A 20,224-nucleotide genomic window follows, 5' to 3' on the forward strand; every position below is an offset into this window, starting at 1 on the left:
TCCGTCGGTTCCGTGGGGGCCGAGCGACAAATTCAGAATGTCGCGGCCGGTCGCGTGAGCGCGACGTCGACGGATGCGGTGAACGGCAGCCAGCTCTTCAGCGTCGCGTCCGTCCTCAATGCGGGCGTGGTATCGCTGTCCACTAGCGTGAGTTCGATGTCGACGAGCGTGAGTTCGATGTCGACCAGCGTCAGCTCGATGTCGACCACTGTTGGGTCGATGTCGACCAGCGTGGGTTCGATGTCGACGGCAGTCAGTTCGATGTCGACCGGCGTGAGCTCGCTGTCGACGGGTCTGAGCTCGACCAATAGCTCGGTCGCATCACTGTCGACCTCGACGTCAACGGGTCTGTCGTCGGCCACCAGCTCGATTACGTCGCTGTCCACCTCGACCTCGACGGGCTTGAGCTCGACCAACAGCTCGGTTGCTTCGCTGTCGACGTCGACGTCTACAGGTCTGTCGTCGGCCACCAGCGCGATTACGTCGCTGTCCACCTCGACCTCGACGGGCTTGAGCTCGACCAACAGCTCGGTTGCTTCGCTGTCGACGTCGACGTCGACGGGTCTGTCGTCGGCCACCAGCGCGATTACGTCGCTGTCCACTTCGACGTCGACGGGCCTGAGCTCGACCAATAGCTCGGTCGCATCACTGTCGACCTCGACGTCGACGGGTCTGTCGTCGGCCACCAGCTCGATTACGTCGCTGTCCACCTCGACTTCGACGGGCTTGAGCTCGACCAACAGCTCGGTTGCTTCGCTGTCGACGTCGACGTCTACAGGTCTGTCGTCGGCCACCAGCGCGATTACGTCGCTGTCCACCTCGACCTCGACGGGCTTGAGCTCGACCAACAGCTCGGTTGCTTCGCTGTCGACGTCGACGTCTACAGGTCTGTCGTCGGCCACCAGCGCGATTACGTCGCTGTCCACCTCGACCTCGACGGGCTTGAGCTCGACCAACAGCTCGGTTGCTTCGCTGTCGACGTCGACGTCGACGGGTCTGTCGTCGGCCACCAGCGCGATTACGTCGCTGTCCACTTCGACGTCGACGGGCCTGAGCTCGACCAATAGCTCGGTCGCATCACTGTCGACCTCGACGTCGACGGGTCTGTCGTCGGCCACCAGCTCGATTACGTCGCTGTCCACCTCGACTTCGACGGGCTTGAGCTCGACCAACAGCTCGGTTGCTTCGCTGTCGACGTCGACGTCTACAGGTTTGTCGTCGGCCACTAGCGCGATCACGTCGTTGTCCACTTCGACGTCGACGGGCATCGGCTCGTTGTCGACGGGCCTGAGTTCGGCCGACAGTTCGATGACCTCACTCTCGACGTCCACGTCGACCGGCTTGGCGTCGGCCACCAGCTCGATCACATCACTGTCGACCTCAACCTCCACAGCGATCCAGACCGCGAAGGGTCACTACAACAGCATCAACGACAACGGCACCCAGCAAGGTAATTACAACAACGACGGTGCAACGGGCATCAACGCACTCGCTGCCGGCACCAATGCAAGTGCTTCCGGGGCTAGCAGCGTTGCGGTTGGCGATGGATCGCATGCATCGTCGGACGGTGCAGTCGCAATCGGACAGGGCGCATCGGCGACCGGCGGCAAGGCCGTGTCGATCGGTGTCGGAAACACGGCGAGCGGTGATGGCGCGGTTGCACTCGGCGATCCGAACGTGGCAACCGGTACGGGCGCCGTGGCAATGGGTGCCAACAACACGGCGACCGGCAACGGCGCTGTCGCACTGGGCAATGCAAACATTGCGACGGGCGTGGGCTCGTTGGCCCTCGGCAATACGTCGACGGCAGCCGCCGACGGCGCGGTGGCATTCGGATCGGGTGCGGTCGCGACGAACACCAATGATGTTGCCCTGGGTTCAGGGTCCGTCACCGCGACAGCCAGTCCGACGAGTAGTGCCACGGTCGGGACCACGACATATGGCAACTTTGCCGGTACTTCTCCGACGAGCGTTGTGAGCGTCGGTTCGGCGGGGGCCGAGCGTCAGATTACCAACGTCGCAGCAGGTCAAGTCACATCATCGAGTACTGATGCCATCAACGGCAGCCAGCTCTATTCGGTTGCCAGCACGACTGTTTCGAGCATCACGTCGCTGTCCACCGGTCTGAGCACGACGGATAGCACGGTGACGTCGCTGTCGACCTCCACGTCGACGGGTCTGTCGTCGGCGACGAGTTCGATCACGTCGCTGTCCACGTCGACCTCGACGGGTATCAGCTCGCTGTCGACCGGTCTGAGCACGACGGATAGCACGGTGGCCTCGCTGTCGACCTCGACGTCGACGGGTCTGTCGTCGGCGACGAGCTCGATCACGTCGTTGTCCACGTCGACTTCCACGGGCATTAGCTCGCTGTCGACCGGTCTGAGTACGACGGATAGCACGGTGGCCTCGCTGTCGACCTCGACGTCGACGGGGCTGTCGTCGGCGACGAGCTCGATCACGTCGTTGTCCACGTCGACTTCCACGGGCATTAGCTCGCTGTCGACCGGTCTGAGCACGACCGATAGCACGGTGACGTCGCTGTCGACCTCCACGTCGACGGGTCTGTCGTCGGCGACGAGTTCGATCACGTCGCTGTCCACGTCGACCTCGACGGGTATCAGCTCGCTGTCGACCGGTCTGAGCACGACGGATAGCACGGTGGCCTCGCTGTCGACCTCGACGTCGACGGGTCTGTCGTCGGCCACCAGCTCGATCAGTTCGCTGTCGACGTCGACTTCGACCGGCATCAGCTCGCTGTCGACCGGTCTGAGCACGACCGATAGCACGGTGACGTCGCTGTCGACCTCCACGTCGACGGGTCTGTCGTCGGCGACGAGTTCGATCACGTCGTTGTCCACGTCGACCTCGACGGGTATCAGCTCGCTGTCGACCGGTCTGAGTACGACGGATAGCACGGTGGCCTCGCTGTCGACCTCGACGTCGACGGGTCTGTCGTCGGCGACGAGTTCGATCACGTCGTTGTCCACGTCGACCTCGACGGGTATCAGCTCGCTGTCGACCGGTCTGAGTACGACGGATAGCACGGTGGCCTCGCTGTCGACCTCGACGTCGACGGGTCTGTCGTCGGCGACGAGTTCGATCACGTCGTTGTCCACGTCGACCTCGACGGGTATCAGCTCGCTGTCGACCGGTCTGAGTACGACGGATAGCACGGTGGCCTCGCTGTCGACCTCGACGTCGACGGGTCTGTCGTCGGCGACGAGTTCGATCACGTCGTTGTCCACGTCGACCTCGACGGGTATCAGCTCGCTGTCGACCGGTCTGAGTACGACGGATAGCACGGTGGCCTCGCTGTCGACCTCGACGTCGACGGGGCTGTCGTCGGCGACGAGCTCGATCACGTCGTTGTCCACGTCGACTTCCACGGGCATTAGCTCGCTGTCGACCGGTCTGAGCACGACGGATAGCACGGTGGCCTCGCTGTCGACCTCGACGTCGACGGGTCTGTCGTCGGCGACGAGCTCGATCACGTCGTTGTCCACGTCGACTTCCACGGGCATTAGCTCGCTGTCGACCGGTCTGAGCACGACCGATAGCACGGTGACGTCGCTGTCGACCTCCACGTCGACGGGTCTGTCGTCGGCGACGAGTTCGATCACGTCGCTGTCCACGTCGACCTCGACGGGTATCAGCTCGCTGTCGACCGGTCTGAGCACGACCGACAGCACGGTGACGTCGTTGTCCACGTCCACATCGACGGGTCTGTCGTCGGCCACTAGCTCGATCAGTTCGCTGTCGACTGGCCTGAGCACGACGGACAGCACGGTGACGTCGCTGTCGACCTCCACGTCGACGGGTTTGTCGTCGGCCACCAGCTCGATTAGCTCGCTCTCCACGTCGACTTCGACGGGCATCAGCTCGCTGTCGACCGGCCTGAGCACGACGGACAGCACGGTGACGTCGCTGTCGACCTCGACGTCGACGGGCTTGTCGTCGGCCACCAGCTCGATCAGTTCGCTCTCCACGTCGACTTCCACGGGCATTAGCTCGTTGTCGACCGGTCTGAGCACGACGGATAGCACGGTGACGTCGCTGTCGACCTCCACGTCGACGGGTCTGTCGTCGGCCACCAGCTCGATCAGTTCGCTGTCGACGTCGACTTCGACGGGCATCAGCTCGCTGTCGACCGGTCTGAGCACGACGGATAGCACGGTGACGTCGCTGTCGACCTCCACGTCGACGGGCTTGTCGTCGGCCACCAGCTCGATCAGCTCGCTGTCCACGTCGACTTCGACGGGCATCAGCTCGCTGTCGACCGGTCTGAGCACGACGGATAGCACGGTGACCTCGCTGTCGACGTCGACTTCGACGGGCATCAGCTCGCTGTCGACCGGCTTGAGCACGACGGATAGCACGGTGACGTCGCTGTCGACCTCGACCTCGACCGGCATCAGCTCGCTGTCCACCGGCCTGAGCACGACGGATAGCACGGTGACGTCGCTGTCGACGTCGACTTCGACGGGCATTAGCTCGTTGTCGACGGGCTTGAGCACGACGGATAGCACGGTGACGTCGCTGTCGACCTCCACGTCGACGGGCATCAGCTCGCTGTCGACTGGTCTGAGCACGACGGATAGCACGGTGACCTCGCTGTCGACGGGCTTGAGCACGACCGACAGCACGGTGACATCGCTGTCGACGTCGACTTCGACCGGCATCAGCTCGTTGTCGACGGGCCTGAGCACGACCGACAGCACGGTGACATCGCTGTCGACGTCGACTTCGACCGGCATCAGCTCGCTGTCGACCGGCCTGAGCACGACGGATAGCACGGTGACATCACTGTCCACGTCGACTTCGACGGGCATCAGCTCGCTGTCGACCGGCCTGAGCACGACGGATAGCACGGTGACGTCGCTGTCCACGTCGACTTCGACCGGCATCAGCTCGCTGTCGACCGGCCTGAGCACGACGGATAGCACGGTGACATCACTGTCGACCTCCACGTCGACGGGCATCAGCTCGCTGTCGACCGGCCTGAGCACGACGGATAGCACGGTGACGTCGCTGTCCACGTCGACTTCGACCGGCATCAGCTCGCTGTCGACTGGCCTGAGCACGACCGACAGCACGGTGACGTCGCTGTCCACGTCGACTTCGACCGGCATCAGCTCGCTGTCGACCGGCCTGAGCACGACCGACAGCACGGTGACGTCGCTGTCCACGTCGACTTCGACCGGCATCAGCTCGCTGTCCACCGGCCTGAGCACGACCGATAGCACGGTGACATCGCTGTCGACGTCGACTTCGACCGGCATCAGCTCGTTGTCGACGGGCTTGAGCACGACCGACAGCACGGTGACATCGCTGTCGACGTCGACTTCGACCGGCATCAGCTCGCTGTCGACCGGCCTGAGCACGACGGATAGCACGGTGACATCGCTGTCGACCTCGACTTCGACGGGCATCAGCTCCCTGTCGACGGGCCTGAGCACGACGGATAGCACGGTGACGTCGCTGTCGACCTCGACTTCGACGGGCATCAGCTCCCTGTCGACGGGCTTGAGCACGACGGATAGCACGGTGACATCGCTGTCGACCTCGACTTCGACGGGCATCAGCTCGCTGTCGACGGGCTTGAGCACGACCGACAGCACGGTGACGTCGCTGTCCACGTCGACCTCGACCGGCATCAGCTCGCTGTCAACCGGCCTGAGCACGACCGACAGCACGGTGACCTCCCTGTCGACCTCCACCTCGACCGGCCTGTCATCTGCAACGAGCTCGATCACGTCGCTGTCCACGTCGACCTCGACCGGCATCAGCTCGCTGTCGACCGGCCTGAGCACGACCGACAGCACGGTGATGTCCCTGTCCACCTCGACCTCAACCAGCGTGAGTTCGTTGTCGACCGGCCTGACCACCGCGACCAGCGGCATCACGTCGCTGTCGACGAGCTTGAGCTCGACCAACAGCAACCTGGCATCGTTGTCTACGTCGACGTCGTCCGGTTTCTCCACGACGAACAGTTCGATCTCGTCACTGTCGACCTCCACGGCCTCCAGCGTCGGTTCGTTGTCGACGGGCCTGAGCACGACCAACAGCAACCTGACGCAGTTGTCGACCTCCACGTCGACGGGCCTGTCGACGGCGACCAGCTCCATCGCGTCGCTGTCCACATCCACCTCGACCAGCGTCGGTTCGCTGTCGACCGGCTTGAGCACGACCAACAGCGCCGTCGCATCGCTGTCGACCTCGACGTCGACCGGCCTGTCGTCCACCGCGAGCGCGATCACGTCGCTGTCGACCTCGACCTCGACGGGTTTGAGCACGACGAACAGCGCCGTCACGTCGTTGTCGACCGGTTTGTCGACGACGAACGCGACCCTGACGTCGCTGTCGACGGCGGTCGCACCGCTGACGGCGATCAAGACGCAGACGACCGACGGCAGCATGGCCATCGGCACCGGTGCGTCCGCAGCGCCGAACTCGACGGCGGTCGGCCAGGGTGCAACGGCTTCCGGCGTGAACTCGACTGCGCTCGGGAACGGCGCAACGGCGTCCGGGGACAACTCGACCGCCGAAGGCCAAGGCGCGATCGCGTCGGGTGTCAACTCGAAGGCGGACGGTCAGGCAGCGGCGGCGACGGGCGCCAACTCGACGGCATTGGGCCAAGGCTCGACGGCGTCGGGTGCCAATACGACCGCCGTCGGCCAGGGCAGTACCGCGGTCGGCGTGAACTCGGTCGCCATCGGCACGGGATCGGTGGCGTCCGAGCCGAACACCGTTTCGTTCGGCTCACAGGGCAACGAACGTCGCTTGACGAACGTGGCGCCGGGGGTCAACGGGACCGATGCGGTGAACATGAACCAGCTCTGGCGTGTCCAGTCGGGCATCAACGACGTCGCGCACCGTGCGTATTCGGGCATTGCCGCGGCGACAGCGCTGACCATGATCCCGGAGGTCGATCCCGGCAAGACGATCGCGGTCGGCGTGGGTGCCGGTAGCTACCAAGGGTACTCGGCGGGGGCGATCGGCGTCTCGGTGCGGTTCACCGATAGCCTGAAAGCCAAGCTCGGCGTCGGGATCGGCGGCGGCAGCAACACCTACGGAGGCGGTGTGTCGTATCAGTGGTAACGCGTGAGTGATCCCCGGGCGAAGCTGCGCGGCCTCGCCCGGGGGCACTCCATCCACGACAACCGGTATAGCGCGAAAGCCGACGACCGGTGATTAGTGGCCAAAGCTAACAGGCGTCCCGACCATCGATTCATTTGCATCGATGTGTCGGGGCGCTGCACATGGGTGGCACGGCTCGCGGGCGCATCACGTTCGCGCGAGCTGGCCCGATTCAAAGGCGGCCGCCGCCGGCCGTTCGCTATCCATACCAATATGTCCGGCGCGATTCGCCGGGAAGATTGTTTTGTTCCGAGCGGTGAAAACGTTGAGATGGAAAAGTATTGTGACCTGGTCCGACAGCAGCGGGAACTCCTGCATCGGTTGGCCGCGGCGCGAGACCGCGAAATCGACGACGTCATTGCGAATATCGTGGAGACGATGTTGACCTATCACATCACGCTCGACGATCTGCGAAGGGCGTTACCGATACGCAGCAGTCATGCTGCGCTGTCGAAGCGGAATGCGGCCGTCATGAAAAGACCGCCGCCCAAATATCTCGACCCGGTGTCGGGAAAAACCTGGTGCGGGAAAGGACGCCGGCCGGCGTGGCTGGTCGGCAAGGACCTCAGCGAATTCCTGCTGGAAGAAAGCGTAGAGACGTGCTGAACCGATGCGGACCTCGACGTATCGGTCGTCGATGAGCACGAGCGCCGGATCGCGCTTCTTGGCACGATTCACCACCGACGGTCGGGACGGCGCCGTCGCCCTCGTCGATCGGACGCATCGCATCCGATGAATTCGCATGGACGAACGACATGAATCGAGAGCGGATGATGCCGATGAAGGCGATGCACGACAGCAGCAAGGGAATCGGCGACTTGCGGGCGTTGAGCTACTCGCGCCCGGAAGCAGATGTCGCGGCTCGACCTGCGGGCGGGCATAGCCGGCGTCGCAAGATCGTCGCGTTGATCGCGGCGGTGCTGGCGATCGCCGTTGCACAATACGTCGCGCTGAAGATCATCTACGCGACGCAGCCGGCTCACGTCGCGCCGCGGAAGTGAATGCGCGCGCAACGGTCAAGATACCGGCTCGATAACGGAGAATCGCACGATGAAGCGCCTGCTGCTGCTCTGGAAAACTGCGCGACACGATCTGCGCGTGTTGTACGGCGCGCTCGCTCACCCGGATCGTCCGGTGTGGCTGATTCCCGCGCTGGCGGTCGTCGCGCTGTACGCATTCGAGCCGTTCAACTTCGCGATGCCCGTGCTGGGTTTCGTCGACGACGGCGTGCTGGTGCCGTTGGCGCTCCACATGCTCGTCCTCGGGCTGCCTGTGTCGATGCGTCGCACGTCGGCGCGGCCCCATCCTGAAGATGCTTGACAGTCGCGCGCGACACCGCGCAGTACACTGATTTTCAAGTCGATCCCGTAAGCGAGGCGACGATCGACCCAGAAGCCCTTGAATGCCACACGTGGATTTCAAGGGCTTCGCTACGTGTGGCCGACGTCGCAGCGAAGTGCCGACGTGCTGCCACCGTTCCAACGGAAATCGCAAGAACCAGCAAGGGGCGTGATATGAAGAAGGACATCGGGTGTGGGTTCTTTCTGCCTGCATCGGCGCGTAAGGAACTACAGGAAGCGAAGCGTCAGGGCGGCATGTTCCTCGACGACGTCATCAAGCGCTTGCGTGTCGAGTATCCCGAGGCGTTCCATACGGAAAAGACGTTGCCCGAACGTCGCTTCGCGCTCAAGCCCGTCACCGACGAAACGCCTCATAGCGTGGAACACCGGTATCCGCGTCACGACCGCGGCACGGCCTGAACCGCCGCGCCCGCCAGATTGCCGGCGCCAGGGCGCACGCGCGGCGCCGGGCACCACCACGGTGCCGCCGATAGACCGCTGAATCGGTCCTTCGCGATCGACGTTTCACCTGCATCACTCCACTGCGTTGCCCCCGACGCGCAACGGGCGCGCGCCTTGCTCGAACAGTGCGACGGTCCCCGGACCGTTCCCACTTTCGACAAGGAGGGCCTGACATGAAAGCAGTGGTATTTCACGGCATCGGCGATATCCGCGTCGATACGGTGCCCGACCCGCAACTCGCGCAGCCGACCGACGCGGTCGTGCGCCTGACGGCCAGCGCGATCTGCGGCACCGATCTGCACATGGTGCGCGGCACGCTCGGCGGCATGAAGCCGGGCACGATTCTGGGCCATGAGGGCGTCGGCATCGTCGAGGCGGTCGGACGGGACGTGCGCAATCTGAAACGCGGCGACCGCGTGCTGATCCCGTCGACCGTCGCATGCGGCAGCTGCGCGTATTGCCGCGCCGGCTACACCGCGCAATGCGACGTCGCGAATCCGGGCGGCCCGCGTGCGGGCACCGCGTTCTTTGGCGGTCCGGCCGATACCGGCGCATTCGACGGACTGCAGGCGGAATACGCGCGCACGCCGCTTGCGCATGCGAGCCTGATCCGCCTGCCCGATTCGATCGACGACGACCGCGCGATCCTGATGTCCGACATCTTCCCGACCGGCTACTTCGGCGCCCAGCTCGCGGAGATCAAGCCGGGCGATACGGTGGCGGTGTTCGGTGCGGGGCCGGTCGGCCAGTTCGCGATCGCGAGCGCGAAGCTGATGGGCGCGGGCCGCGTGTTCGCGATCGACCGTATCGCGTCGCGGCTCGACATGGCGTGCGCACAGGGCGCGGAGACGATCGACTTCGCCGAGGAGGATCCGGTCGACGCGGTGCTGCGACTGACCGGCGGGATCGGCGTGGACCGCGCGATCGATGCGGTCGGCGTCGACGCTATGCGCGCCACGCATGGGCCTGCGGCGGCCGATGCGGACGCGGCGCGCGCTTTCGATGCGGAAGTCGACGCGGTCGCACCGCGCCGCAAGCCGGACGGTCGCAACTGGGTGCCGGGCGACGGGCCATCGCAGGTGCTTCAATGGGCCGTGCGCGCGGTCGCGAAAGCAGGCACGGTGTCGGTGATCGGCGTGTATCCGCCGCAGGCGCGCGTGTTTCCGATCGGCGAGGCGATGAACCGCAATCTCACGATCAAGATGGGCAACTGCAACCACCGGACCATCACGCCGCATCTGATCGAGCTGGTGCGCAGCGGCGCGTTCGATCCGGCCGCGGTGCTCACGCGCCGCGAGCCGCTGACCAACGCGATCGACGCGTATCGCGCGTTCGACGTGCGCGAGCCCGGCTGGATGAAAGTGAAGCTGACGCCCTGACCGATGCAACCATCACGAGGAGTACTGCGATGAACGAAACGAACGCTTCCTATGACAACTGCATCGACGCGTGCGACGCATGCGACACGTGTGCGGCCGGATGCCTCGCCGGATGCCTCGCCGAATCCGACACGAACCCGCTGGCCCGCTGCATCGCGCTCGACATCGAATGCGCGCAGTTGTGCCGCGTCGCGTCGGGCGCGATGGCACGGCGCAGCACGCTCGCGCCGCAAGTGTGTGCGTTGTGCGCGCAGGCGTGCGAAGCCTGCGCGGCGATGTGCCGCGCGATGGCGTGAGGGTTCAGCGGTTCGCCTGAGCGTTGCGGGCGACGCGCTCCAGCAGCGCGTCGAGCACCGCCATTTCGACGGGCTTCACGAGGTGATCGTCGAAGCCCTCGCTCGCGGTGCGCGCACGATCGGTCGGCCGCGCATGGCCGGACAGCGCGACGCAGGTCGTGCCGGCCAGCGCATCCATCGCGCGCAGTTCGCGCAGCAGCGTGAAGCCGTCGACGTCGGGCATCGACAGGTCGACGAGCATCAGCTGCGGTGCGAACTCGCGCGCGAGCGCGAGCGCGTCGTCGGCGTTGTACGCGACGCGCGGCGCGTGGCCTTTCACTTCGAGCAGCACGGCGAGCGTATCGGCAGAGTCGCGGTTGTCGTCGACGACGACGATGCGCAGCGGCTCGGCAGCGGGCGGCGCGACGCTGCGCGCGCCTGACGCTTCGAGCGCGGCCGCTTGGTCGGCGGGCTCGGCCGGCAGCCGCACGACGAACGTCGCGCCCTGGCCGGGGCCGGCGCTTTCCGCCGAAATGGCGCCGCCGTGCAGTTCGACGAACGACCGGCAGATCGCGAGGCCGAGGCCGAAGCCGTCCGATGCGAGCGTGCCGGTCGCGTTGCCCTGATCGAACAGGTCGAAGATCGACTCGAGCGCGCCGGGCGCGATGCCGATGCCGCGGTCGCTGACGCGAATCACGGCGGCGCCGTCCTCCATGCGCGCGCCGATGCCGATCTGGCTGCCGTACGGCGAAAACTTCGACGCGTTGTCGAGCAGGTTGTGCAGCACCTGCACGAGCCGCGCCGCATCGCCGCGCACGACGAGCGGCGCGTCGGGTACGTCGACGCGCAGGTGCTGCTCGCGCGCCGCCAGTTTCGGCTGGACGCTCTCCACACCGCGGCACACGAGATCGCGGATCGTCACCGGCGCCGTGTCGAGCTCGAGCTTGCCGGCGGTGATGCGGCCGACGTCGAGCAGATCGTCGACGAGCCGCGTCAGCTGCCCGACCTGGCGATGCACGGCGTCGCGGCACTGCGCGAGCGCGGGCGCCGGCTCGGGCAGGCTCTGCAGCACGCCGACCGAATGGCGCAGCGGCGCGAGATGGTTGCGCAGCTCGTGCGCGAGCATCGCGATGAACACGCTGAGCCGATGCGTCGACGCTTCGAGTTCGGCGAGCCGCTTGCGCTCGGTCATGTCGCGCGTGATCTTGATGAAGCCGACCAGCTGGCCGCCCGGCCCGCGCACCGCGGTGATCGTCACGCTGGCCCAGAACCGCGAACCGTCCTTGCGCACGCGCCAGCCTTCGTCCTCGAAGCCGCCGTGCGCGACCGCTTCCTGCAGCCCGAACGCGGGCCGACCGGCCGCGATCGCTTCGGGCGGGTAGAAGCGCGAAAAATGATGGCCGAGGATCTCGGCCGGCAGATAGCCCTTGATGCGCTCGGCGCCCCGATTCCACGTGGCGACGTTGCCTTGCGGGTCGAGCATGAATACGGCGTAGTCGGTGATCGCGCCGACGACCGTCTCGAACCGGAATTCGGCGAAGCGGTGCAGGAGATCGCGTGCATCGGCGGGGCCGAGTGGCGGATGCGGGTCGGAAATGGCGTCGTCTTGTGTCATCGGAACGGCTAATGAAAGGGGCTCGCGCGAGCGGCGGCCGGCCGACGCCGGGTGCGCCGCTGCGGCAATTGTTGGAATCGAATGGACCCGGTCGAAACCATAAGGGTACTCAATTCCCCTGATGAATGGGTGCGCATCACGCGTGCCCCCTGCGAGCGACCGGCCCGGCATGCCGATTGCGCAGCGCTGCCATCTGCCCGCTGCGGCCCGTACGGCGGCCTTCGGCGGCGCTTCACCGTTACGAGAGGGCATCGACATGAACAGCACACTGGACCCCGACAACGAGCCGATCGGCCCGGACGAGGACAACGAGCGGCGCGGCCGCGATGGGCGGGCGCTCGGCCCGAGCGACTCGTCGGACAGCGGCAGCGACACGGTCGGCGCGCGGCGTCACGCGTTCGACGTCGATTCGCCGCTCGACCAGCACGCGCTCGAGCGCGGCGACGCGGCGCTCGACAGCGACACGGACCGTGCGGGTACCGGCGAGCGCGCGTCCGCGGACGGCGACGCGGGGCTCGACGAAGATGCGGACATCGAACCGGATCACACCGAGCGGCTGAGCGAACCGGGCAATACCGACGATCCGGATGCCGGGTCGGTCTAGCGGGCGGCTTGCGAGCGGTGGATGCGAAAAAACTGCAATCGCGTTGCAGATAGTGCGGGCTGGGTAGGGGCTCTCGGTGACGGGCGGCCGGTGGGGTAGGTGGCGGTGGTCGGGTACCGCTCGATGCCGGGATGGTTGGCGCGGCCGTATCTGAATGGCGTGTCGCCGGCTGTTTCGCCGGGACCACCGGCGCGACCGCGGGGACTCGGGCATTCGAGCACGCTGAGAACCGCAAGAACCGCAAGAACCGCAAGAACCGCAAGAACCGCAAGAACCGCAAGAACCGCAAGGACGCCGAGAACGCCGAGAAGGCCGAGAAGGCCGAGAAGGCCGAGAAGGCCGAACACGCCGAACACGCCGACAACCGTCAGAACCACGTCGATCCCGTCACCGCAACGGCCCCCGCTGCCCGCAGCCGCAACCAATGCGGCACGCAGCTTGCAACCCTTGCATCGACGCGCGCCGCGATGCGGCATCGGGCCGTGCGTGCAACGGGCGCGAACCAGGAGAGACACCATGCAACGACGATATCCCGGAGGGCAGGGCGGCCGTAGTCGCTCGTCCGACTGGCAGGAGCGCGACGAACGCGCGTACCGGGGCGTGGGGCGCGGTATCACCGACGAGCCGTCGCCGTGGCCGGAAGAAGCGTACGAATCGGCATACCACCGGTTCAGGAGCGAGGACGTCGGCCCGGAGGACTGGGGCAGCGAGTGGAGCGAGCGCGCCGCGCGTTCGCCGGCCGAAGAACGCAGCGCCGGCTGGCGCGATGCGCCCGCCGGCGCGCGCGAGCCGGGCCGCGGCTACGGCGAACGTCGTCGCGACCCGCAACGCACGGGCGGCGAGCGCGGCGGAGAACCGCAATGGCGTACCGGCGGCTACCGCGGCGAACGTGGCTACGACGCACGCGACCCGCGCGACGGCCGGCCCGGCGAAGCGCCGGACCTGTCGCGCTTCGGCGGCGGCGCGATGCGCGCTCGCACCGGCCCGAAGGGCTACACGCGTTCCGACGAGCGCATTCGCGAGGACGTATGCGAGCGGCTGGCGCGCGCGCTTGAGATCGACGTGAGCGACGTCAGCGTGGAGGTCCGCGACGGCTGCGTCGTGCTCGAGGGCACGGTGCCGACGCGCTGGATGAAGCACGACATCGAGGATCTCTCCGACGACTGCATGGGCGTGCGCGACGTCGAGAACCGCGTGCGCGTGCGTCGCGACGGCGAACACGACACGGGCACGGTGCTGCGTCCGTCGCAACGCACGGTCACGCCGACCCGGCCGAACCCGAACACCCGCGAGCCCGAGCCGGAGTCCGGGTCCGCCCGCCGCGACGAAAACGGCGCCGACCGCGAGCCGCGCCATTGACGAGCGATGCGCGCGACCGATAGACCAAGGACACCGACATCGTACGCATGACCAACGGGAACAACGGGACCGACGACCTGCTTCGGGGCACGGGCGACGATCGTGACACGCGCGGCGCCGGCGCGCGCGAAGCCGGCCGCGACCGCCGCGAGCGCGGCCTGCGCATGCGCATCGCACTGGAGCTGTGGCGCGCGATCTGGCAGTACCGCGCGCGCGTGCTCGCTGCGGTCGCGCTGCTCGTGCTCGCGAAGGCGGCGGCCATCTCGGTGCCGCTGCTGCTCAAGGAGATCATCGACGGCTTCGCCGGCGCCGCGCGCCAGCCGATGGCGCTGCCGGTGTGGCTGCTGTTCGCATACGCGGTCGTGCGCTTCGCCGCGAACGCACTGAACGAAGTGCGCGACATGACGTTCGTGCAGGTCACGCAGCACACCGTCGCGTCGTTCACGACCCGCACCTTCGGCCACCTGCATCGGCTCGGCGCGCGCTTTCATGCGCAGCGCGAAACCGGCGCGGTGGTGCGCGACCTCGAGAAGGGCACGGCCGGGATCGGCTATCTGCTCGGCGTCGCAGTGTTCACCGTCGTGCCGACCGCGATCGAGATCGGCTCGGTGCTGGTAATCGTGATCAGCAAATATGGCGGCGGCTTCACCGCGATCATCCTCGTCACGTTCGCGGTCTACGCGGGGTACACGATCGCGCTGACGCGGCGGCGGATGCGTTATCAGCGCCGCGTGAATGCGCTGGAAGCCGAATCGAATTCGCGCGTGGTCGACAGCCTGCTGAACGTCGATACGGTGAAATACTTCGCGCGCGAGGACGTCGAGCGCAGCCGCCTCGAGCGCGTGCTCGACGCGTGGCGCGACGCCGGCGTCGACAACCAGTACGCGCTGTCGACGCTGCATATCGGCCAGAGCGCCTGCATCGGCGCCGGCATCGCGGCGGTGATGCTGCTCGCCGGCCAGCACGTCGCGCGCGGCACGATGACCGTCGGCGATCTCGTGCTGATCAACGCGTACCTCATCCAGATCAGCCTGCCGCTGAACGCGCTCGGCTTCGTATTCCGCGAGGCGAACGACGCATTGACCAACATCGAGCGGCTGTTCGGGCTGCTGGACGCGCGCGGCAAGCCGGGCGAGGACGGCGACGCGCCGGGCGCGCAACCGCTCGTGGTGCGCGGCGGCGCGATCGAGTTCGAGCACGTCGACTTCGGCTACGAGCCGAGCCGGCAGATTTTGTGGGACGTGTCGTTCCGGATCGAGCCCGGCCAGTCGGTCGCGGTGGTCGGCGGCAGCGGCTCGGGAAAGTCGACGCTCGCACGGCTGCTGTTCCGGCTCTACCAGCCCGACGCCGGGATCATCCGCATCGACGGCCAGGATCTGCGCCTCGTCACCGAGCGCAGCCTGCGCGACGCGCTCGGCATCGTGCCGCAGGACACCATCCTGTTCAACGACACGCTCGCGTACAACATCGGCTACGGCAAGCGCGACGCGACCCGCGCGGAAATCATCGCGGCCGCGCGCAGCGCGCAGCTCGACGCGTTCATCGAGCGGCTGCCCGACGCGTACGACACGCGGGTCGGCGAGCGCGGCGTGCGCTTGTCGGGCGGCGAGCGGCAGCGCGTCGCGATCGCGCGCGCACTGCTGAAGGCGCCGCCGATCGTCGTGTTCGACGAGGCGACGTCGGCGCTCGACACGCGCTCGGAGCTCGCGATCCAGCAGGAGCTGATGCGCGTCGCGCAGCACCGCACGAGCCTCATCATCGCGCACCGGCTGTCGACGGTCGTCGATGCCGACCGGATTCTCGTGATGGAGCACGGCCGCCTCGTGGAGCAGGGCACGCACGACGAGCTGCTCGCGAGCGGCGGCGTCTATGCGCAGATGTGGGCGTTGCAGGCGAAGCAGCGCGAGCTCGAGCGTACCGAAGCGAAGTTCGCGCGGCTGCCGGTGCGCATCAACCCGCTGGTCGCGCAGGTGCTCGATTCGCTCGCCGACGCGGCCGCGCAGCGCGCGGTGCCGGTGTTTCGCCAGTTGGCGGACGAGGATCTCGTCGTCAAGGCCGATGCGGCCGCGCTGCGGCGTTTCGTCTGGGAAATGTGCCGCGCCGGCATCGACGCGAGCGGCGGCGGCCAGCTCGAGGTGCGCACCGCGCGTCACGACCCGGACGCGCGCATCACGATCACGTGCGCGGGCGTCGATGCGCCGGAGCTGTCGCTGGTCGATCTCGACCCGCTGCAGACGGCGATCGAGGAGGCGGGCGGCTACGTCGTGCGCGAACGCGACGACAACGGCCTGACGCTGCACCTGTCGCTGCCGATGAGCGCGGTCGCGCCGGCCTCGACCGACGCGCAGCCCGCGGGCGCGAAGCCGCTCGACGGGCTGCGCGTCGCATGCGTCGACGATCACGACGAGGCGCGCGAGGCGCTCACCGCGCTGCTGCAGACGGCCGGCGCCGACGTGCACGCGTTCGCGTCCGGACAGGCGCTGCTCGACGATCTGTGGCGCACGCGGCGCGCGGAGTGGCCGGCACTGCTCGTCTGCGACATCGACCTCGGCGACGACGAAGACGACGGCTACGCGGTGATGAGCCGCGTGCGCCAGCTCGACGCCGAGCGCCCGCGCGACGGACGCGCGCCGCTCGAAGCGCTCGCGCTGTCCGGCCACGCGCGCGAGCGCGACCGCACGCGTGCGGTGGAAGCGGGATTCCATGCTTACCTGACCAAGCCCGCGGCAGCGGCCGACCTGATCGCGACGCTGCGCGCGCTCGCAACTTCCACTGGAGAGATACATGCCGAACCTTCTGAACCCGACGACTCCCGAAACGCCGACGCAGCAGCGCGGCGGTAGCGCGTTCGCCGACCGTCAGGCCGCGGTCGCGGCCGTCGAGCTGTTGCTGCCGACCTTGTCGGCGGCGTTGCAGAGCGACTTCGTCGGCGACAGCGGCTGTCTGCACATCGTCATCATGGACCCGGCGATCGGCCCGCGCGACGCGGCGTTCGAAGACGCGATCCTGTATGAGTTCTCGCTGCCCGATCCGAAGGACTGGGATGCCGACTACCGCGCATACGCCCGCGCGAAGGCGCGGCTGTCGTGGGAAACCGGCCGCGACGGCCACGTCGTGCAGGCGCTCGAGCCGTACCGGCTGCGCGCGGGCGACACGAACCTGTGGGGCGCGGTCGCGCAGCACGGCATCGTGGTGGGCGTGTCGGGCGCGCAGCCCTGGTTCGACGAAGCCTTCGCCGGCTGCATCGCGCATTGCCTGCGCGCGGTCGCGAAGCATCGCGCGCAGGCCACGCCGGACGCGCTCGCGATCTGAGCGCGCGCCTGCGGGCCGGTTTTTACAGCCGGTTATAAAAAAGCCAGCGGGCGCGCGCGCCACCGCGATGCGGCGCGGGCGCCCCGGCAGTGGCACGCTTCTCGCTCTACTCCCCTGCATCGACACTTGTCCCGACAAGTGTCACGGCCTCGATCCTCAGGATTTCTTCGAACCGCTTGCAGGAGGTATATGTGAACGCGACTCACGATTCAGCCCGACCGCCGCTCGCCGGCCGCACCGCACTCGTCACCGGCGGTGGCCGTGGCCTCGGCGAGGCCATTTGCGAGGAACTTGCGCAGTACGGCGCGCACGTGATCGTTGCCGATCTCGACGGCGATCGCGCCGCAGCCGTCGCCCAGCGCCTCGAGCGGCACGGCGGACAGGCGATCGGACGGCCGCTCGACGTGCGCGACGAAGCGTCGGTGCTGCAGGTCGTGCACGACGCGCGCGAGGCGCTCGGCGATCTCGACGTGATCGTCAACAACGCGGCGATCGACGTGACCGCGCCGATCGACGACGTCAGCGTCGACGCCTGGCAGCAGGTGATGATGACCAACCTGTTCGGCCCGTATCTGATGTGCCACGCGGCCGTGCCGATCATGAAGGCGCGCGGCAGCGGGCACATCGTCAACATCGCGTCGACCGCCTCGAAGCGCGCGTGGCCGAACGCGTCGGCGTACCACGCGACCAAGTGGGGCTTGCTCGGGCTGTCGCATGCGCTGCATGCGGAGTTGCGGCCCGCGGGCGTCAGCGTCTCGGCGATCGTCGCCGGCGGGATGCGCACGCCGTTCCTGCTCGACCGCTTCCCCGACATCGACGAGGACACGCTACAGCCGCCCGAGCACGTCGCGGCGGCCGTGCGTTTCGTGCTGACGCAGCCGCCGGGCACCGTCGTGCCCGAGCTGATGGTGCTGCCGATGAAGGAGACGTCATGGCCCTGACGCGCGAGCGCCGGCTGCCCGGCGCCGTATTGCTCGACAAGGACGGCACGCTGCTCGAGAACGTGCCGTACAACGTCGATCCCGCGCGCATGCGGCTCGCGCCCGGCGCTGGCCGAGCGCTGCGCACGCTCGGCGCGACCGGCATGCCGATCGCGGTCGTCTCGAACCAGCCGGGCGTCGCGCTCGGCTACTTCCCCGAATCGAAGCTTGGCGCGGTCCGTCAGCGTCTCGCCGAACTGTTCGAAGAGAACGGCGCGGCGCTGGCGGATTTTTTTTACTGCCCGCATCACCCGGCGGGCAGCGTGCCGCGCTACACCTGCGACTGCATCTGCCGCAAGCCGCGCCCCGGGATGGTCCGGCGCGCGCTCGCGACGCTCGGCGCACTCGCCGAATCGAGCTGGATGATCGGCGACATCCTCGACGACGTCGAGGCCGGTCGCACCGCGCGCTGCGGCACGATCCTGGTCGATTGCGGCAACGAGACCGAATGGCGGCTCGACGCCGCGCGCACGCCGCACCATGTGGTCGACCGGCTCGATCTCGCGGCCGACATTGTCGTGCGCGAGGTCGCGCGGTGTCACGGCACGTGGGTGCGGCGATGAGCACCGCCTGGGATCGTGCGCGCCGGATCCTGTGCGTGCGCCTCGACAGCCTCGGCGACGTGCTGATGACGACGCCCGCGCTGCGCGCGCTGAAGGACGGCGGCCGCGGCCGCCAGCTCACGCTGCTGACGTCGCGCAGCGGCGCGGCGCTCGCTGGCCACCTGCCGATGGTCGACGACGTGTGGACGTACGACGCGCCGTGGGTCAAGCATCCGGAAGCGCGCGGCGATCCGGTGGCCGATCTCGACATGGTCGACCGCCTGCTGGCCGGGCGCTTCGATGCGGCCGTGATCTTCACCGTCTACAGCCAGAGCCCGCTGCCGGCCGCGATGATGTGCTGGCTCGCGGGCATTCCGCTGCGGCTCGCGCATTGCCGCGAGAATCCGTACGAGCTGCTGACCGACCGCGTGCCCGAGACCGAGCCGGAATCGCACGTGCGCCACGAGGTCGCGCGCCAGCTCGCGCTGGTGCGCTCGGTCGGCGCGACGACGTCCGACTGGCGCATGGCGTTCGAGCCGGGCGACGCCGCGCGCCGCGCGCTGCACGCGCGGTTGCGCGCGGCGCTGCAACGGCTCGGCGGGCCGCGCGACCCGGCGCGCGCGCGCTGGCTGGTCGTGCATCCGGGCGCGAGCGCCGCGTCGCGGCGCTGGCCGGCCGAGCGCTTCGGCGAGGCGGCCGCGCGGCTCGCGCCGCTGTTCGACGGCATCGCGGTGACCGGCAGCGCGAGCGAGCACGCGCTGGTCGAAGCCGTGTGCGAGCGCGCCGGGCCGCGCGCGGTGCCGCTCGCCGGCGCGCTGCCGCTCGGCGAGCTCGGCGCGCTGATCGAAACGGCCGACCTGCTGCTGTCGAACAACAGCGGCCCCGTGCATCTCGCGGCCGCGCTCGGCACGCCGGTCGTCGACCTGTACGCGCTGACCAACCCGCAGCACACGCCGTGGCGCGTGCCGCACCGCGTGCTGAACGTCGATGTGCCGTGCCGCAACTGTTATCGCAGCGTGTGCGATCAACCGGGGCATCCGTGCCTGCTCGGCGTGAGCGTCGACGACGTCGTCGCGGTGACGCACGCGCTGGTGCGCGGCGGCGAGCGTCATGCGCTGCGTGCGGCCGCGCGCGCCGCCGCACACGGCGCCGCGCCGGTCGCGGTGAACGCCTCGAACGTGATCCCCTTCGCGCACGCCATCACCAGGAGCTGACG

Annotated in this window: 15 protein-coding genes and 2 pseudogenes; 16 read left to right on the forward strand and 1 reads right to left on the reverse strand. The window is 67.9% G+C overall.

The features are described from left to right. Positions 1 to 39: 39 nt before the first annotated feature. The 8 genes and pseudogenes from MYA_RS31520 to MYA_RS25095 all read left to right on the forward strand — a co-directional run. A pseudogene (locus tag MYA_RS31520) lies at positions 40 to 6,336 on the forward strand (ESPR-type extended signal peptide-containing protein); the annotation flags it as partial. Positions 6,337 to 6,456: 120 nt separating this feature from the next. Further along, positions 6,457 to 7,101: pseudogene (locus MYA_RS32655) on the forward strand (YadA-like family protein); the annotation flags it as partial. A gap of 96 nt (positions 7,102 to 7,197) precedes the next feature. Beyond that, on the forward strand, positions 7,198 to 7,746 hold the full coding sequence (locus MYA_RS25070) for an H-NS histone family protein (protein WP_139164673.1): 549 nt from the start codon (positions 7,198 to 7,200) through the stop codon (positions 7,744 to 7,746). Positions 7,747 to 7,913: 167 nt separating this feature from the next. Further along, on the forward strand, positions 7,914 to 8,141 hold the full coding sequence (locus tag MYA_RS25075; RefSeq protein WP_148278607.1) for a hypothetical protein: 228 nt from the start codon (positions 7,914 to 7,916) through the stop codon (positions 8,139 to 8,141). Positions 8,142 to 8,190: 49 nt separating this feature from the next. Further along, on the forward strand, positions 8,191 to 8,460 hold the full coding sequence (locus MYA_RS25080) for a hypothetical protein (protein WP_014725653.1): 270 nt from the start codon (positions 8,191 to 8,193) through the stop codon (positions 8,458 to 8,460). A gap of 194 nt (positions 8,461 to 8,654) precedes the next feature. Further along, positions 8,655 to 8,900 carry a hypothetical protein gene (locus MYA_RS25085; RefSeq protein WP_014725654.1) on the forward strand — a complete coding sequence of 82 codons (246 nt, stop codon included), beginning with the start codon at positions 8,655 to 8,657 and terminating at the stop codon, positions 8,898 to 8,900. A gap of 215 nt (positions 8,901 to 9,115) precedes the next feature. Further along, entirely contained in the window at positions 9,116 to 10,321 is a 1,206-nt protein-coding gene (locus tag MYA_RS25090) for a zinc-dependent alcohol dehydrogenase (RefSeq protein WP_014725656.1), read from the forward strand. A gap of 29 nt (positions 10,322 to 10,350) precedes the next feature. Next, positions 10,351 to 10,617, forward strand: coding sequence for a ferredoxin (locus MYA_RS25095; RefSeq protein ID WP_014725657.1), 267 nt, complete (start codon positions 10,351 to 10,353; stop codon positions 10,615 to 10,617). Between the two features lie 4 nt (positions 10,618 to 10,621). On the opposite strand, the gene MYA_RS25100 is transcribed toward MYA_RS25095, so the two are convergent. Next, complete coding sequence (locus MYA_RS25100; RefSeq protein ID WP_014725658.1) at positions 10,622 to 12,211, reverse strand: hybrid sensor histidine kinase/response regulator; 1,590 nt, start codon at positions 12,209 to 12,211, stop codon at positions 10,622 to 10,624. Between the two features lie 256 nt (positions 12,212 to 12,467). Between MYA_RS25100 and MYA_RS25105 the strand changes: the two genes are divergently transcribed. From MYA_RS25105 to MYA_RS25140, 8 genes are all read left to right on the forward strand, one after another. After that, complete coding sequence (locus tag MYA_RS25105; protein WP_011879837.1) at positions 12,468 to 12,815, forward strand: hypothetical protein; 348 nt, start codon at positions 12,468 to 12,470, stop codon at positions 12,813 to 12,815. 131 nt (positions 12,816 to 12,946) lie between these two features. Then, positions 12,947 to 13,369, forward strand: coding sequence for a hypothetical protein (locus MYA_RS31780; protein ID WP_014725659.1), 423 nt, complete (start codon positions 12,947 to 12,949; stop codon positions 13,367 to 13,369). Further along, positions 13,332 to 14,174 (forward strand): BON domain-containing protein, encoded by an 843-nt coding sequence (locus MYA_RS25115; RefSeq protein ID WP_014725660.1) that lies wholly within the window; start codon positions 13,332 to 13,334, stop codon positions 14,172 to 14,174. Before MYA_RS31780 ends, MYA_RS25115 begins: the two co-directional genes overlap by 38 nt. Positions 14,175 to 14,338: 164 nt before the next feature. Next, the gene (locus tag MYA_RS25120; RefSeq protein WP_050991265.1) at positions 14,339 to 17,017 is read left to right on the forward strand and encodes an ABC transporter transmembrane domain-containing protein; all 2,679 of its coding nucleotides are present in this window, start codon (positions 14,339 to 14,341) and stop codon (positions 17,015 to 17,017) included. Next, positions 16,959 to 17,486, forward strand: coding sequence for a hypothetical protein (locus MYA_RS25125; protein WP_034192865.1), 528 nt, complete (start codon positions 16,959 to 16,961; stop codon positions 17,484 to 17,486). The genes MYA_RS25120 and MYA_RS25125 overlap by 59 nt, the downstream gene beginning before the upstream one ends. 191 nt (positions 17,487 to 17,677) lie before the next feature. Beyond that, a complete protein-coding gene (locus tag MYA_RS25130; RefSeq protein ID WP_014725663.1) occupies positions 17,678 to 18,427 on the forward strand; it encodes an SDR family oxidoreductase in 750 nt (249 codons plus the stop codon). Then, complete coding sequence (locus tag MYA_RS25135) at positions 18,418 to 19,029, forward strand: D-glycero-alpha-D-manno-heptose-1,7-bisphosphate 7-phosphatase (protein ID WP_014725664.1); 612 nt, start codon at positions 18,418 to 18,420, stop codon at positions 19,027 to 19,029. The genes MYA_RS25130 and MYA_RS25135 overlap by 10 nt, the downstream gene beginning before the upstream one ends. Continuing rightward, the gene (locus MYA_RS25140; protein ID WP_041494427.1) at positions 19,026 to 20,222 is read left to right on the forward strand and encodes a glycosyltransferase family 9 protein; all 1,197 of its coding nucleotides are present in this window, start codon (positions 19,026 to 19,028) and stop codon (positions 20,220 to 20,222) included. The genes MYA_RS25135 and MYA_RS25140 overlap by 4 nt, the downstream gene beginning before the upstream one ends. Positions 20,223 to 20,224 lie beyond the last annotated feature (2 nt).

The sequence above is a fragment of the Burkholderia sp. KJ006 genome, assembly GCF_000262695.1.
Taxonomy (GTDB): domain Bacteria; phylum Pseudomonadota; class Gammaproteobacteria; order Burkholderiales; family Burkholderiaceae; genus Burkholderia; species Burkholderia vietnamiensis.

Coding starts and splice junctions, on each gene's coding strand:
- MYA_RS25075 (WP_148278607.1), top strand. CDS start 7,914: ATGCCGATGAAGGCGATGCACGACAGCAGCAAGGGAATCGGCGACTTG.
- MYA_RS25080 (WP_014725653.1), top strand. CDS start 8,191: ATGAAGCGCCTGCTGCTGCTCTGGAAAACTGCGCGACACGATCTGCGC.
- MYA_RS25085 (WP_014725654.1), top strand. CDS start 8,655: ATGAAGAAGGACATCGGGTGTGGGTTCTTTCTGCCTGCATCGGCGCGT.
- MYA_RS25090 (WP_014725656.1), top strand. CDS start 9,116: ATGAAAGCAGTGGTATTTCACGGCATCGGCGATATCCGCGTCGATACG.
- MYA_RS25095 (WP_014725657.1), top strand. CDS start 10,351: ATGAACGAAACGAACGCTTCCTATGACAACTGCATCGACGCGTGCGAC.
- MYA_RS25100 (WP_014725658.1), bottom strand. CDS start 12,211: ATGACACAAGACGACGCCATTTCCGACCCGCATCCGCCACTCGGCCCC.
- MYA_RS25105 (WP_011879837.1), top strand. CDS start 12,468: ATGAACAGCACACTGGACCCCGACAACGAGCCGATCGGCCCGGACGAG.
- MYA_RS31780 (WP_014725659.1), top strand. CDS start 12,947: ATGGTTGGCGCGGCCGTATCTGAATGGCGTGTCGCCGGCTGTTTCGCC.
- MYA_RS25115 (WP_014725660.1), top strand. CDS start 13,332: ATGCAACGACGATATCCCGGAGGGCAGGGCGGCCGTAGTCGCTCGTCC.
- MYA_RS25120 (WP_050991265.1), top strand. CDS start 14,339: ATGCGCATCGCACTGGAGCTGTGGCGCGCGATCTGGCAGTACCGCGCG.
- MYA_RS25125 (WP_034192865.1), top strand. CDS start 16,959: ATGCCGAACCTTCTGAACCCGACGACTCCCGAAACGCCGACGCAGCAG.
- MYA_RS25135 (WP_014725664.1), top strand. CDS start 18,418: ATGGCCCTGACGCGCGAGCGCCGGCTGCCCGGCGCCGTATTGCTCGAC.
- MYA_RS25140 (WP_041494427.1), top strand. CDS start 19,026: ATGAGCACCGCCTGGGATCGTGCGCGCCGGATCCTGTGCGTGCGCCTC.